The 12,779-nt window shown below is 55.7% G+C and carries 14 protein-coding genes; 8 read left to right on the forward strand and 6 right to left on the reverse strand.

The features are described 5' to 3' along the window. Positions 1-66: 66 nt before the first annotated feature. Entirely contained in the window at positions 67-639 is a 573-nt protein-coding gene (locus tag ACETPC_RS00865) for a CoA pyrophosphatase (RefSeq protein ID WP_380177715.1), read from the reverse strand. Continuing rightward, positions 632-1,993: an aminodeoxychorismate synthase component 1 gene (gene pabB / locus ACETPC_RS00870; RefSeq protein ID WP_380177717.1), complete on the reverse strand. Its 1,362-nt coding sequence runs from the start codon at positions 1,991-1,993 to the stop codon at positions 632-634. The genes ACETPC_RS00865 and pabB overlap by 8 nt, the downstream gene beginning before the upstream one ends. Before the next feature lie 110 nt (positions 1,994-2,103). Between pabB and ACETPC_RS00875 the strand changes: the two genes are divergently transcribed. Continuing rightward, positions 2,104-2,340, forward strand: coding sequence for a YoaH family protein (locus ACETPC_RS00875; RefSeq protein WP_380177719.1), 237 nt, complete (start codon positions 2,104-2,106; stop codon positions 2,338-2,340). A gap of 215 nt (positions 2,341-2,555) precedes the next feature. Here the strand turns inward: ACETPC_RS00875 and ACETPC_RS00880 are convergent, their stop codons facing one another. Further along, positions 2,556-2,909: a RidA family protein gene (locus ACETPC_RS00880; protein WP_380177721.1), complete on the reverse strand. Its 354-nt coding sequence runs from the start codon at positions 2,907-2,909 to the stop codon at positions 2,556-2,558. 269 nt (positions 2,910-3,178) lie between these two features. Here ACETPC_RS00880 and ACETPC_RS00885 point away from each other — a divergent pair, with 269 nt between their 5' ends. The 6 genes from ACETPC_RS00885 (at position 3,179) to rnd (ending at position 10,397) form a co-directional block, all read left to right on the forward strand. After that, positions 3,179-3,598 carry a DUF4186 domain-containing protein gene (locus ACETPC_RS00885; protein WP_380177723.1) on the forward strand — a complete coding sequence of 140 codons (420 nt, stop codon included), beginning with the start codon at positions 3,179-3,181 and terminating at the stop codon, positions 3,596-3,598. Between the two features lie 110 nt (positions 3,599-3,708). Then, entirely contained in the window at positions 3,709-5,610 is a 1,902-nt protein-coding gene (locus tag ACETPC_RS00890; RefSeq protein ID WP_380177725.1) for an ATP-dependent DNA helicase, read from the forward strand. Between the two features lie 62 nt (positions 5,611-5,672). Further along, positions 5,673-6,368, forward strand: coding sequence for a tRNA (adenosine(37)-N6)-threonylcarbamoyltransferase complex dimerization subunit type 1 TsaB (tsaB, locus tag ACETPC_RS00895; RefSeq protein ID WP_380177727.1), 696 nt, complete (start codon positions 5,673-5,675; stop codon positions 6,366-6,368). Between the two features lie 148 nt (positions 6,369-6,516). Continuing rightward, on the forward strand, positions 6,517-7,116 hold the full coding sequence (locus tag ACETPC_RS00900) for a Slp family lipoprotein (RefSeq protein WP_380177729.1): 600 nt from the start codon (positions 6,517-6,519) through the stop codon (positions 7,114-7,116). A 206-nt stretch (positions 7,117-7,322) separates the two neighbouring features. After that, on the forward strand, positions 7,323-8,999 hold the full coding sequence (gene fadD, locus ACETPC_RS00905) for a long-chain-fatty-acid--CoA ligase FadD (RefSeq protein ID WP_380177731.1): 1,677 nt from the start codon (positions 7,323-7,325) through the stop codon (positions 8,997-8,999). A 291-nt stretch (positions 9,000-9,290) separates the two neighbouring features. Continuing rightward, on the forward strand, positions 9,291-10,397 hold the full coding sequence (gene rnd / locus ACETPC_RS00910; RefSeq protein ID WP_380177733.1) for a ribonuclease D: 1,107 nt from the start codon (positions 9,291-9,293) through the stop codon (positions 10,395-10,397). A 52-nt stretch (positions 10,398-10,449) separates the two neighbouring features. Here rnd and minE read toward each other — a convergent pair whose 3' ends face one another. From minE to minC, 3 genes are read right to left on the reverse strand one after another with little or no spacing between them, the layout of a single operon-like run. Continuing rightward, positions 10,450-10,719 (reverse strand): cell division topological specificity factor MinE, encoded by a 270-nt coding sequence (gene minE, locus ACETPC_RS00915; RefSeq protein WP_380177734.1) that lies wholly within the window; start codon positions 10,717-10,719, stop codon positions 10,450-10,452. A 3-nt stretch (positions 10,720-10,722) separates the two neighbouring features. Beyond that, a complete protein-coding gene (minD, locus tag ACETPC_RS00920; RefSeq protein WP_380177736.1) occupies positions 10,723-11,535 on the reverse strand; it encodes a septum site-determining protein MinD in 813 nt (270 codons plus the stop codon). 42 nt (positions 11,536-11,577) lie between these two features. Further along, complete coding sequence (gene minC / locus ACETPC_RS00925) at positions 11,578-12,267, reverse strand: septum site-determining protein MinC (RefSeq protein ID WP_380177737.1); 690 nt, start codon at positions 12,265-12,267, stop codon at positions 11,578-11,580. A 158-nt stretch (positions 12,268-12,425) separates the two neighbouring features. On the opposite strand from minC, the gene ACETPC_RS00930 reads away from it, so the two are divergent. After that, on the forward strand, positions 12,426-12,701 hold the full coding sequence (locus ACETPC_RS00930; protein ID WP_380177739.1) for a YcgL domain-containing protein: 276 nt from the start codon (positions 12,426-12,428) through the stop codon (positions 12,699-12,701). Positions 12,702-12,779 lie beyond the last annotated feature (78 nt).

The following is a 12,779-nucleotide window of genomic DNA, read 5'->3' on the forward strand; positions in this document are numbered from 1 at the left end:
AGCAGCGGCTATTTTGTTTTAAACCACTGCCAACAGGCCAGAATGACGCTATTTTGTGCGAAAAAACTAATCGGCAACCTGGAGGCTAAGCTGGCGGATAATACCTGCCGTCATGCCCCAGATAAAATAGTCGTCGAACCAGGAAAGCCAGACCCGATGCGCAATGCCGTGGCGCTGGATATCCAGCGGCGAATAGCGCCCCAGTCGCAGCGCTTCCTGTAATGGCATCTCAAACACCGACTCTACTTCTCCTTCGTTAGGGTGCCAGGGAATATTTTCAGGCAGTATGCCTACTACTGGCGTTACCTGAAAGCCGGTGCTGCTGGTAATGGCGGGCAAAACGCCGATCACCTTAACGCATTCTGGCGGTATGGCGACTTCTTCCTGCGCCTCTCGCAGCGCGGTAAAAATCAGTGACCGATCTTCGTTATCCCGCATGCCGCCGGGAAAAGCGACCTGGCCTGCATGCTTGCGCAGCGTGGCGGCGCGTCGGGTCAATAGCAGAGAAGGGCGCGGGCGGTTAATAATCGGCACCAGCACTGCCGCCTGGCGAGTGGGCAACTGCAGAGCGGCAGGGTCGGGCTGCTGAAGCTGAAAACGGGTGATAAAACGCGCCAGCGCTGGCGACAGCTCAGCCATCTGTTTGCTCCAGGCAGGGAAGGATACGGTTCACCTTATCGAAAGTCTCCTGATACTCGGACTGCTCATCGCTGTCTGCCACAATGCCGCCGCCAGCAGTACAATAAAGCTGCCCTTTTTCCGCCGTCAGGGTACGAATAGTGATGCTGGTATCCATACGGCCACAAACGCTAAGGTAGCCAATGCTACCGCACCAGGCGTTGCGGCGGTGAGGCTCCAGCTCATCAATGATAGCCATCGCCCGTACTTTCGGCGCGCCGGTAATAGAGCCGCCGGGGAAGCAGGCGCGCAGCAAATCAGAGGTCGTTAACTCCGGTTTTAACGAACCGGTGATAGTGCTGACCAGATGATGCACAGCAGGAAAAGGCTCCACTACAAACAGCTCCGGTACTTTTACCGTGCCGGGCACAGCCACGCGGCCAATATCGTTACGCAGCAGATCGACAATCATCAGGTTTTCCGCGCGATCTTTCGGCGACTGCGCCAGCTTTTCCGCCTGCAGCCGATCGGCCTGCTCGTCGCTGAGCCGGGGCAGCGTGCCTTTTATCGGCCTGGTTTCTATCTGGCTATCCGCAACCTGTAAAAAGCGCTCGGGTGAAAGGCTCAATATCACGCTTTCCGGCAGGCGAATAAAAGCGCTGAACGGCGCGCGGTTTTGCTGATTCAGCCGCCTGAAGGCCTGCCACTCGTCGCCGCAGTAACTGGCCTGAAAACGCTGGGCGAGGTTAATCTGGTAGCAGTCGCCGCTGCGCAACCAGGCCTGAACCTGACGGAACTTCTCACCGTATGCCTCTCGACTCATATTAGAGCGCCAGCTGCTGGTCAGGCGGAACGGCTCGACGGCCTGAGGTTTTTGCTCATCCAGCCAGCTCAGCCGCCGCATCGCCTCGCCGTGCGTCACCAGCGTCAGGGCCTGACGATGATGATCGGCAATCAGCGCCCAGTCATAAATGCCGACAGCCATATCCGGCGTGGTTAAATCCTGCTTCGCCAGCTGCGGCAGCTTTTCAAATCGTCTGCCGAGATCGTAGCCAAACAGACCCAGCGCGCCGCCCTGAAAAGGATAATCGGCGTTTTCATCGGCCTGCAAACCGCTCTCGCTCAGCGTCTGTTGCAGCAGACTAAGCGGATCCTCTCTGCTTTCCGTTAGCTGACCGCTGCGCTCAATACAGGTAACAGCGCCTCGAGTAGTCAGCGTCGCTACGGGATCGGCGACCAAAATATCGAAACGGTTATCGCTATGCTGCGCAAAGCCGGAATGTAGCAGCATCGCCCAGGGCTGATGGGCAATAGCACTGAACAGATCGCCGAGGCTTTCCGGCGTATACTTCAGGGAATGGTAAACAGGTGACATGGTTTAAGCAGATCAGAACTAAAACAGGCAGCAAGCCTGGCATATTTTTCTGTTGCTGGCATCTGTTTGTTACGCGTGGAATAATCGGCGCAACTGAAACAGGAGCAGATATGATTAGTGGTTTACCGGCGCTGTCGCTGGAACAGCAGCAGCAGGCAGTAGAGCGTATTCAGGAGCTGATGGCCGAAGGCATGAGCAGCGGCCAGGCTATTCAGCTGGTGGCGGCCGAAATTCGTGAAACGCACACTGGCGAGATGATCGCGGTGCGTTTTGACGACGAAGATGATGATGAGGTCGAAGATCCCGAACAAGCTGACAATGAAGACGATGCGGACGAAGACGAGTAAGTAAAATGGCGCGTCTTAGCGCGCCATCAGACTGCTGACAAACTTGAAGCGATGGAGGGCCAGTGGCTGGAGCAAAGCATTACGGGCCATGGACGGCCCGTACTGAGCTACTATGGACGGCGCTTTTTGCGTCTTTGCGGAAGACACAGACCTCCTGAGCCAGCACCGGGATACTTTGTCATCAACCTCATGGCGCGCCTTAGCGCGCCATTCGCTTATTTAGCAGCGATAATTTTAATCTCGACCAGATATTTTGGATTCATCAGGCCCGCCTGCACGGTGCAGCGCACCGGCGCGTTGCCGGGCGCAACCCAGGCATCCCAGGCGCGGTTCATCGCCGCGAAATCTTCTTTATGCACCAGGAAAATAGTCGCGTCCAGAATGCGGCTTTTGTCTGAGCCCACGCTTGCTAGAAGGCGGTCGATTACCGCCAGCGCGTTAGCCGTCTGCGCTTCGGCATCCTCGTCCAGGTTTTCCGGCACGCTGGTATAGTAGATAACATCGTTATGGATCACTGCTTCTGACATGCGATGCTCAATCGGTTCTACTCTGATTATTTCCTTTTGCATATCAATACCTTGTTTAATATTCATCTCATTAATTTTAAATTGGCGCGGCCTCTGCCTGAGACACCATAAAAAAATACCATCAATCCGCCTGGTGCGCTGAGATAATTCATCAGTAAAATACAGCTTTAACTGTCAGGATAAGCACAGCGGGAGAAGACCTGTGAGCCTTGCGGAAAGAGTCAAAAAAAGAAGAAAGGAACTCGGCCTCTCTCAGGCTGATGCCGCCGGGAAAGCCGGTATCAGACAGCAATCCTGGGCCAGGATCCTTTATGTCCGCTATTGACGACCTTTTTTCGCGCCTGTCTCGTTCACCATTCCGCCAGAAATTCCACCTGGGGCACGGTGAATATGCTTACTGTGCTGAAAAGGGCGAAGAAAAAATCAGCGCGCATGCCGCCGATTTTGTGCGGGACCGTCTTTCCGCTGCACAGCCAGCTAACGACGGCAAACAAACACCGATGCGCGGCCATCCAGTATTTATCGCGCAGCATGCCACAGCTACCTGCTGCCGGGGCTGTCTGAGCAAATGGCACCATATCCCACTGCATCAGCCGCTGACAGCGGAACAGCAGGCCTGGATCGTCACGGTCATCCTGCACTGGCTGCGGCTGGAAATGCAGCGACCGCAGCCGCCGGCCCGAAAAGGTAAAAAGAAAGCGCTGGATGATAACCAGCTGTCGCTGCTTTAGCGGCTCGCAAAACGGCTCCGGTTGAAATAACCTTTTGATTTATAATGATTTGTGTCAGTGTGTTAATACTGACATAATAGCCTGCTTTTTTTAACCGGCGGTGAGGATACGTGGTAAACGATTTTGCAGCAGACGGCGCGCTGGCGCAGGCCATTCCCGGTTTTAAGCCGCGCGAGCCTCAGCGCCTGATGGCCGAGGCGGTTGCCAAAGCTATCGATAACAAACGCGAGCTGGTAGTGGAAGCGGGAACCGGCACCGGCAAAACCTATGCTTATCTTGCTCCCGCGCTGCGCTCCGGCAAAAAGGTCATTATCTCTACCGGCTCTAAGGCTCTTCAGGATCAGCTCTACAGCCGCGATCTGCCTACGGTCGCCCGCGCCCTGAACTTCAAGGGTATGCTGGCGCTGCTGAAAGGCCGTTCCAACTATCTTTGCCTGGAGCGGCTGGAACAACAATCGATGGCGGGCGGCGAGCTGGCGGCGCAGGCGATGAGCGACCTGGTGCATCTGCGCGGCTGGTCAAGCGAAACCGTGGATGGCGATATCAGCACCTGCGGCGGCGTAGCGGAAGACAGCCCGGTCTGGCCGCTGGTGACCAGCACCAACGACAACTGCCTGGGCAGCGACTGCCCGCTCTACCAGGATTGCTTTGTGGTAAAAGCCCGCCGCAAAGCAATGGATGCCGATGTGGTAGTGGTTAACCACCACCTTTTCCTGGCCGATATGGTGGTTAAGGAGAGCGGATTTGCAGAGCTGATCCCGCAAGCGGACGTGATGATATTTGATGAGGCGCATCAGGTACCGGATATCGCCAGCCAGTATTTCGGCCAGCAGCTTTCCAGCAAACAGCTGCTCGATCTCGCCAAAGACATCACCATCGCCTATCGTACCGAAGTCCGCGATGCGCAACAGCTGCAAAAATCCGCCGACCGCCTGGCGCAAAGCGCGCAGGATTTTCGGCTGGCGCTGGGCGATCCCGGCTACCGCGGCAATCTGCGTGAAGTGCTCAATAATCCAAACATTCAGCGCGCGCTGCTGCTGCTGGACGATGCGCTGGAGCTTTGCTACGACGTGGCGAAGCTCTCGCTGGGCCGCTCTGCGCTATTGGATGCGGCCTTTGAGCGGGCAGCGCTCTATCGCGGCAGGCTGAAGCGGCTGAAGGATGTCGCGCAGCCCGGCTTTAGCTACTGGTATGAGTGCAACAGCCGTCATTTCGTGCTGGCGCTGACGCCGCTTTCGGTATCAGATCGCTTCCGGGAAGTGATGGATGAGCGCCCGGCCAGCTGGATCTTCACCTCCGCTACCCTGGCGGTAAACGAGCAGATGACGCATTTTGTCGAAAGGCTTGGCGTTGCTACGGCGGAAACGATGATCCTTAATAGCCCATTTGATTTCGCCAGCCAGGCGCTGCTTTGTGTGCCGCGTAACCTGCCTTCGCCCAACCAGCCGGGCGGCGCAAGACAGCTGGCGCGCATGCTGCTGCCGCTGATAGAGGCGAATAACGGACGCTGCTTCTTTCTTTGCACCTCGCACCAGATGATGCGCGAACTGGCTGAACAGTTCCGCGCCGTGCTAACGCTGCCGGTGCTGCTACAGGGCGAAACCAGCAAGGGCGAGCTTCTGAAGCAGTTTATCGCAGCGGGCAATGCGGTATTGGTAGCGACCAGCAGTTTCTGGGAAGGCGTCGACGTTCGCGGCGACGCGCTGTCGCTGGTCATCATCGATAAACTGCCTTTTACTTCGCCGGACGATCCCTTGCTGAAAGCGCGCATGGAAGATTGCAAACTGCGCGGCGGCGATCCTTTTGATGAGGTGCAACTGCCCGATGCGGTCATCACCCTGAAACAGGGCGTTGGCCGTCTGATCCGTGATGTCGACGATCGGGGCGTATTGGTGATTTGCGATAACCGTTTGGTCATGCGGCCCTATGGCGCCGTTTTTCTGAACAGCCTGCCGCCGACGCCCCGCACGCGGGATATCCAACAGGCAGTTGATTTCCTTCGGCCGCAGTAATTATCCGTGCAGTATGCTATGCTGCGCGCCGAATTTTTCTCCCGCCCGAGGTAAGTAGAACCATGCGAATTTTAGCTATTGATACGGCCACCGAGGCCTGTTCGGTCGCGTTGCTGAATAATGGCAAGATGACGGCGCATTTTGAACTGTGCGCCCGCGAACATACGCAACGTATTCTGCCGCTGGTGCAGGAACAGCTTCAGCAGCAGGCGTTGACCCTGAGCGAACTGGATGCGCTGGCCTTCGGTAAAGGGCCGGGCAGCTTCACCGGCGTGCGTATCGGCATTGGCATCGCGCAGGGGCTGGCACTGGGCGCGGCGCTGCCGTTGATCGGCGTCTCAACACTGAAAATCATGGCGCAAAGCGCCTGGCGGCTGCAGGGCGCAAAACGTGTGCTGGCCGCGATAGATGCGCGCATGGGCGAAGTCTACTGGGCTGAGTATCAGCTCGACGAGCACGGCATCTGGCAGGGTGACGAAACGGAAGCGGTACTGAAACCGGAGGCGGCGCTAAGCCGCATGGCGCGTCTGGAAGGGGAGTGGGCGATGGTCGGCACGGGCTGGCAGGCTCACCCGCAGCTAAGCGCGGACAGTGCGCTTTCGTTACAACATACTGAAGTCCTGTTGCCCTGCGCCGAGGATATGATCCCGCTGGCGGCGGCTCAGTTCACCGCAGGCCATACCGTAGCGCCGGAAGAGGCTGAGCCAACCTATCTGCGCAACGAAGTCACGTGGAAAAAGTTGCCGGGAAGAGAGTAAACGCCATAATTAAATGGCCCTGAAGGAAGCCGGGCGATAAAATCGCCAAAGGCGTTTAAGCTGCCGGGAAAATTACCGAAACAAGAGCATGCTCAGCAACTAAACGGCCCGAAAGGAGTCGAAGCTATTAGTATCCTGGGAGAGTGTTATGCGTAAAAAATTGTTATTGCGGTCAGGAAGCTTGTTACTGGCCGCTCTGCTGTTGGCGGGCTGCGCCACAGTACCGGATTCCGTCAGGGGCACATCGCCCACGCCGCAGCAGGATCTGGTTCGCGTGCTTAACGCGCCGCAGCTTTATGTCGGGCAGGAGTCGCGCTTCGGCGGTAAAGTGGTAAAAGTCACCAACCAAACTGGATCGACGCGGCTGGAGATCGCCGCTATGCGTCTGGATGACACAGCGCGACCCGTGCTGGGCAGCCCTTCAATCGGGCGCATTTATGCCGATATCAATGGCTTTGTCGATCCTGTGGATCTGAACAACCAGATGGTGACGGTAGTCGGCACCATCAAGGGGACGGAAAAAGGCGAAATCGGTAAGGCTTCATATCAGTTTGTCACCGTAGCCGTTACGGGCTATCAGCGCTGGCACCTTACCCAGCAGGTAGTGTCGCCACAGCCGCCAATGGATCCCTGGATCTGGTATGGCCCGCCGCGTGGCCGCCATCGCGGAGGCTACTGGGGGCCACCACCGGGCATGATGTTCTATAATCCGGGGCCGGCGGAAGTCCAGACCATCCTGACCGAATAGCGTTAACGCTGACAGTATCAGGCCCGACGGCGGTTTTCGCCGTCGGGTTATTTTTTGCTTTCTCAGGACGAGAAGAAATTAGTGACAGGCTTCGCAACCTTAAAACGGCGCTATCCGGCGAACTGGTACGCTGAGTTAATATAATGTTAACAACAGGCCGCTGAGGGGGTGCGATGACCACAAATATAAGTTACCGAGGTGTTTCCTTGAACAAGGTTTGGCTGAATCGCTATCCCGCAGACGTGCCCGCAGAGATCGATGCCGATCGCTACCCATCCCTGATCGATCTGTTCGAAAATGCCGCCCGGCTCTACGCCGACAGGCCCGCCTTTATTAATATGGGCCAGACTATGACCTACCGTAAGCTCGAAGAGCGCAGCCGCGCCTTTGCTGCTTATCTTCAGGCGGGGCTTGGATTAAAAAAAGGCGACCGTGTGGCATTAATGATGCCTAATTTATTGCAATATCCGATAGCCTTGTTTGGTATTTTGCGCGCCGGAATGATAGTGGTGAACGTCAATCCGCTATATACGCCACGCGAGCTCGAGCATCAGCTCAATGACAGCGGCGCCAGTGCTATTGTCATCGTCTCCAACTTTGCCCACACCCTGGAAAAAGTGGTGGCGAAAACGCAGCTAAAACACGTCATCCTGACCCGGCTGGGCGACCAGCTTTCGCCAGCTAAAGGCACCCTGGTAAACTTTGTGGTGCGCTATATCAAGCGCCTGGTGCCGAAATACCATCTGCCTGGCGCTATCTCATTCCGTCGCGCGCTGCACGATGGCTACAGGATGCAGTATGTCAGGCCAGCGATCCGTAACGAAGATCTGGCATTTCTGCAATACACTGGCGGCACCACAGGCGTGGCGAAGGGCGCTATGCTAACCCATCGCAATATGCAGGCTAATCTGGAGCAGACTAAGGCTACCTACGGTTCCCTGCTGAAAGCGGGCGAAGAAACTGTTGTCACTGCTTTACCGCTTTACCATATCTTCGCGCTGACCGTGAACTGCCTGTTATTTATCGATCTGGGCGGCGCGAACCTGCTAATTACCAATCCCCGTGACATTCCAGGCCTGGTTAAAGAGCTGGCGAAAACTCGCTTCACTGCCATTACCGGCGTTAATACGCTGTTTAACGCTTTGCTTAACGATGAAAATTTCCAGCAGCTTGATTTTTCGAGCCTTTCACTCTCGGCTGGTGGCGGTATGGCCGTGCAGAAAGCCGTAGCGGAGCGCTGGGAAAAGCTGACCGGCCATTATCTGCTGGAAGGCTATGGCCTGACCGAATGCGCGCCGCTGGTTTCGGTTAATCCCTACGATATTCGCTACCACAGCGGCAGTATTGGTCTGCCGGTACCGTCCACCGACATTCGCATCCTGGACGGTGAAGGCAATGACGTAGCCCCGGGCGAACCAGGCGAACTCTGTATCAAAGGCCCACAGGTCATGCCGGGTTACTGGAAGCAGCCAGAGGCCACGGCAGAGGTGCTGAAAGAGGGCTGGCTGCACAGCGGCGATATAGTTACCGTTGATGCGGAAGGTTTTATTCGCATCGTCGATCGTAAAAAAGATATGATTCTGGTATCCGGTTTTAACGTCTACCCGAATGAAATAGAAGACGTGGTCATGCTGCATCCCAAAGTGCGTGAAGCCGCAGCGGTGGGCGTGCCCGATCCGGTCGCGGGCGAAAAAGTCAAAATCTGCGTGGTAAAAAAAGAGGCTTCGCTGACGCAGGAAGAATTAATCGCCCACTGTAAGAAACACCTTACCGGGTATAAAATTCCAAAGATTGTAGAATTTCGCGACGAGCTGCCGAAAACCAACGTCGGTAAAATTTTACGCCGCCAGCTGCGTGACGAAGCGCCGAAAACCGCGCAATAATTGCTTGTCGCATTAGCGTTAACCTTAACGCCGGTTTAGCCGGCGTTCAGACCGCTGACAAACCTAAAGCGATGGAGGGCCTGTGGCTGGAGCAAAGCATTACGGGCCATGGACGGCCCGTACTGAGCTATCATGGATGGTGTTTTTTGCGTCTTTGCGGAAGACACAGGCCCTCCTGAGCCGGCACCTGCATACTTTGTCATCAACCTTAACGCCGGTTTAGCCGGCGTTTTTAATGAACCACACTGAGGCACCATCAGCCGCAGCGAGAGGAACACATTGAATTACAACATGATAACTACTAACGAGGCGCTGGCCGACGTTTGCCAGGCCGCCCGTCAGGTTCCCGCCGTGGCGCTGGACACCGAATTTGTCCGCACCCGCACCTATTATCCCGGTCTTGGTCTGATTCAGCTGTTTGACGGCGAGCGGGTATCGCTGATCGACCCGCTGCCTGTCAGCGAATGGGCGCCGTTTCGCGACCTGCTGCTTGATAAAAACGTCATCAAATATCTGCATGCCGGTAGTGAAGACCTGGAAGTCTTCCTGCATGAATACGGCGTGCTGCCCGAGCCGATGATCGATACGCAAATCCTGGCCGCTTTTACCGGCAGGCCGCTGTCCTGCGGCTTTGCGACCATTGTGGAAGCTTTCACCGGTATCGCGCTGGACAAAAGCGAATCCCGTACGGACTGGCTGGCCCGGCCACTCACGGAAAAGCAGTGCCATTACGCCGCTGCCGACGTCTGGTATCTGCTCCCCATCGCGCAGAAGCTGATGGCGGAAGCCGAAGCGGCGGGCAGACTGGAGGCCGCGCTAAACGAATGCGCTCTACTGTGTCAGCGCCGTCGGGCCGTGGTCGCGCCGGAAGAAGCATATCGAGATATCGCCAATGCATGGCAGCTACGTCCTCGCCAGCTTGCCGCGCTGCGCCTGATGGCTGCATGGCGCCTGGAACTGGCGCGGGAAAAGGACATGGCGGTAAATTTTGTGGTGCGTGAAGAAAACTTATGGAAAGTCGCGCGCTTTATGCCGGGTTCACTGGGCGAGCTGGATCACCTTGGACTGGCCGGACAGGAGATCCGTTTTCACGGCAAGGCGCTGGTGGCGATGGTAGCGCAGGCCAACGAGCTGCCCGAAAGCGAGCTGCCGGAACCGCTGGCGAATCTTATCGATCGGCCTGCCTATAAGAAAGTGTTCAAGGCGCTGAAAGCGTTGATGGCCGAGGTGGCAGAGAAAAACGGCGTCAGTCAGGAACTGCTGGCCTCGCGGCGGCAGATTAATCAGCTGCTAAACTGGCACTGGAAGCTCAGGCCGACGGCTACGCCAGAGCTGCTTGACGGCTGGCGCGGTCAGCTGCTGCGCGAAAATATCACGGCACTGCTGGCGGAGTACTAAACGACGCGGCCCGTTTCCCCTGCTCGCAGGGGAAATCAGGCTGAGTGAAGGGTCATTTCGTGGTTTCTTCTGCCTCGGGCAGCGTCACGTTCAGCTCCAGGATAGAGATATCGTCATCTTTCTGATCCAGCTTCACGCTAAGCATTTCCGGATCTATCTTCACGTACTTACAGATAACTTCCAGAAGATCTTTTTTCAGCTGCGGCAAATAGTGGGGCTCAACATCGCCCCTCCTGCGCTCCGCCACAATAATCTGCAGCCGTTCCTTGGCTATATTGGCTGTGCTTTTTTTACGGGATAAAAAGAAATCGAGTAAGGCCATGTTTTATCCCCCAAACAGGCGTTTCAGGAAGCCCTTCTTCTCTTCTTCAATGAAGCGGAAGGGACGCTCTTCGCCCAGCAGGCGATCGACGGTATCGGCATAGGCTTTACCTGCGTCGGATTCCGTATCCAGAATCACAGGCTCGCCCTGGTTAGAGGCGCGCAGCACGGACTGATCTTCCGGGATAACGCCCGCCAGCGGAATACGCAGGATCTCCAGCACGTCTTCCATGCTCAGCATATCGCCGCGGCTGACGCGTCCTGGATTGTAGCGGGTCAGCAGCAGATGCTCTTTAATCGGATCCTGGCCGTTTTCCGCGCGGCGGGATTTTGAAGAAAGAATGCCAAGAATACGGTCGGAGTCGCGGACGGATGAGACTTCCGGGTTGGTGGTAATAATGGCTTCATCCGCGAAATAGAGCGCCATCAGCGCGCCGGTTTCGATACCCGCTGGCGAGTCGCAAACCACAAAATCAAAATCCATTGCGGTCAGGTCATTCAGTACTTTTTCCACGCCGTCGCGGGTCAGGGCGTCTTTATCGCGCGTCTGCGAGGCGGGCAGGATATAAAGGTTTTCGGTACGCTTATCTTTAATCAATGCCTGATTAAGCGTGGCGTCACCCTGGATGACGTTGACAAAATCGTAGACTACCCGGCGCTCACAGCCCATGATCAGATCGAGATTACGCAGACCGATATCGAAATCGATCACGACGGTTTTTTTACCTTTCTGGGCTAAACCGGTAGCGATGGCCGCGCTGGACGTGGTTTTGCCCACGCCTCCTTTACCCGATGTAACAACAATAATGCGTGCCATATAATAATTTCCTTAAGAAAAGAAAGGGCTCGTGAGCCTGGCTCAGTTCAGTGTCTGTATAGTCAGGGCGCCGTCTTTTAAACAAAGACGCGACGCTTTTCCAAAAAATTCAGCAGGGATTTGGTCCATAATCCAGTACTCACCGGCAATGGAAACCAGCTCTGCTGATAAATTCGTACAAAAAATCTGGCAGTCGCGATCGCCACCAGCACCGGCAAGGGCCCGGCCGCGCATCATGCCATAGATATGAATATTGCCATCGGCGATCAGTTCGGCGCCCGCGCTGACGCTGCTGGTCACGATCAGATCGCTATTTTTAGCGTAAATTTGCTGGCCGGAACGTACGGGCGTGTTGATCACGCGCGTTCTGGCCGCCGGGACCTCTACAGGTTTGGCCGGTTCAGGGACTTCTGCCGCAGGTTTTTGCTTGCCTTCCGACAACAAAGGCAGACCGGCCTGGCCGATCACGCGCTTAAGCGACGCATCCTTACAGCCACTGACGCCGACGATATGCAGGCCGGTAGAGGCGATGGCCTGCTGCATCTGCCGCCAGTTGACATCGCTGGTCAACGCAGAAACGTTCAGCACGACTGGCGCATCTTTCAGGAAAGCGGGAGCCTGACTAACTTTATCCTGAAGCGCCTGGCGCACCACTTCTGCGTCATGGTGGTGTAAGTGAACAACAGACAGAGTAAAACTGCTGCCCTTTAACTCGATTGGCGTTTGTGACATCTGTCCCGCTCAGTCCTGTTATTTCAAATCCCGGTGAAAATATCCCCGTCTCAGTGACAGTTAATCGCGCCGGGACGATATTCCGAAGTTCAGCAAGCATGTTATAGTTACTGCTATATTCAGGCAAGCCACCGACCAGGTTAATTCGAGTAAAAAATATGTTTTGTGTGATCTACAGAAGCCCCAAACGTGACCAGACTTATCTTTATGTTGAAAAAAAAGACGATTTTTCACGCGTGCCTGAAGAACTGCTTAAGGGATTTGGCAAACCCCAGCTGGCGATGGTACTGCCGCTGGATGGCAGTAAACGTCTGGCCAATGCGGACCAGGATAAAGTGAAAGCGGCGCTGCTTGAGCAGGGGTATTATTTACAGATGCCGCCGCCGCTGGAGAGCCTGCTTAAGATGCATCTGGAAAACGGTAAAAAAGATTAATTAGGAATCATCTGCAAACTATTTCCCACCTTTTTCTTCCCGCCGGATATATTTGCGGCGGGAAGCAATCCAAAAGGG

Origin of the sequence: Pantoea sp. sgz302252 (genome assembly GCF_042610525.1) — a bacterium.
Taxonomy (GTDB): Bacteria; Pseudomonadota; Gammaproteobacteria; order Enterobacterales; family Enterobacteriaceae; genus Erwinia.

Excerpts from the sequence above, each read along its gene's own strand:
- minE (WP_380177734.1), bottom strand. The coding sequence starts at position 10,719 with ATGGCCTTACTCGATTTCTTTTTATCCCGTAAAAAAAGCACAGCCAAT.
- ACETPC_RS00900 (WP_380177729.1), top strand. The coding sequence starts at position 6,517 with ATGCGTAAAAAATTGTTATTGCGGTCAGGAAGCTTGTTACTGGCCGCT.
- ACETPC_RS00865 (WP_380177715.1), bottom strand. The coding sequence starts at position 639 with ATGGCTGAGCTGTCGCCAGCGCTGGCGCGTTTTATCACCCGTTTTCAG.
- rnd (WP_380177733.1), top strand. The coding sequence starts at position 9,291 with ATGATAACTACTAACGAGGCGCTGGCCGACGTTTGCCAGGCCGCCCGT.
- pabB (WP_380177717.1), bottom strand. The coding sequence starts at position 1,993 with ATGTCACCTGTTTACCATTCCCTGAAGTATACGCCGGAAAGCCTCGGC.
- ACETPC_RS00875 (WP_380177719.1), top strand. The coding sequence starts at position 2,104 with ATGATTAGTGGTTTACCGGCGCTGTCGCTGGAACAGCAGCAGCAGGCA.
- ACETPC_RS00930 (WP_380177739.1), top strand. The coding sequence starts at position 12,426 with ATGTTTTGTGTGATCTACAGAAGCCCCAAACGTGACCAGACTTATCTT.
- minD (WP_380177736.1), bottom strand. The coding sequence starts at position 11,535 with ATGGCACGCATTATTGTTGTTACATCGGGTAAAGGAGGCGTGGGCAAA.
- ACETPC_RS00885 (WP_380177723.1), top strand. The coding sequence starts at position 3,179 with ATGTCCGCTATTGACGACCTTTTTTCGCGCCTGTCTCGTTCACCATTC.
- tsaB (WP_380177727.1), top strand. The coding sequence starts at position 5,673 with ATGCGAATTTTAGCTATTGATACGGCCACCGAGGCCTGTTCGGTCGCG.
- minC (WP_380177737.1), bottom strand. The coding sequence starts at position 12,267 with ATGTCACAAACGCCAATCGAGTTAAAGGGCAGCAGTTTTACTCTGTCT.
- ACETPC_RS00880 (WP_380177721.1), bottom strand. The coding sequence starts at position 2,909 with ATGCAAAAGGAAATAATCAGAGTAGAACCGATTGAGCATCGCATGTCA.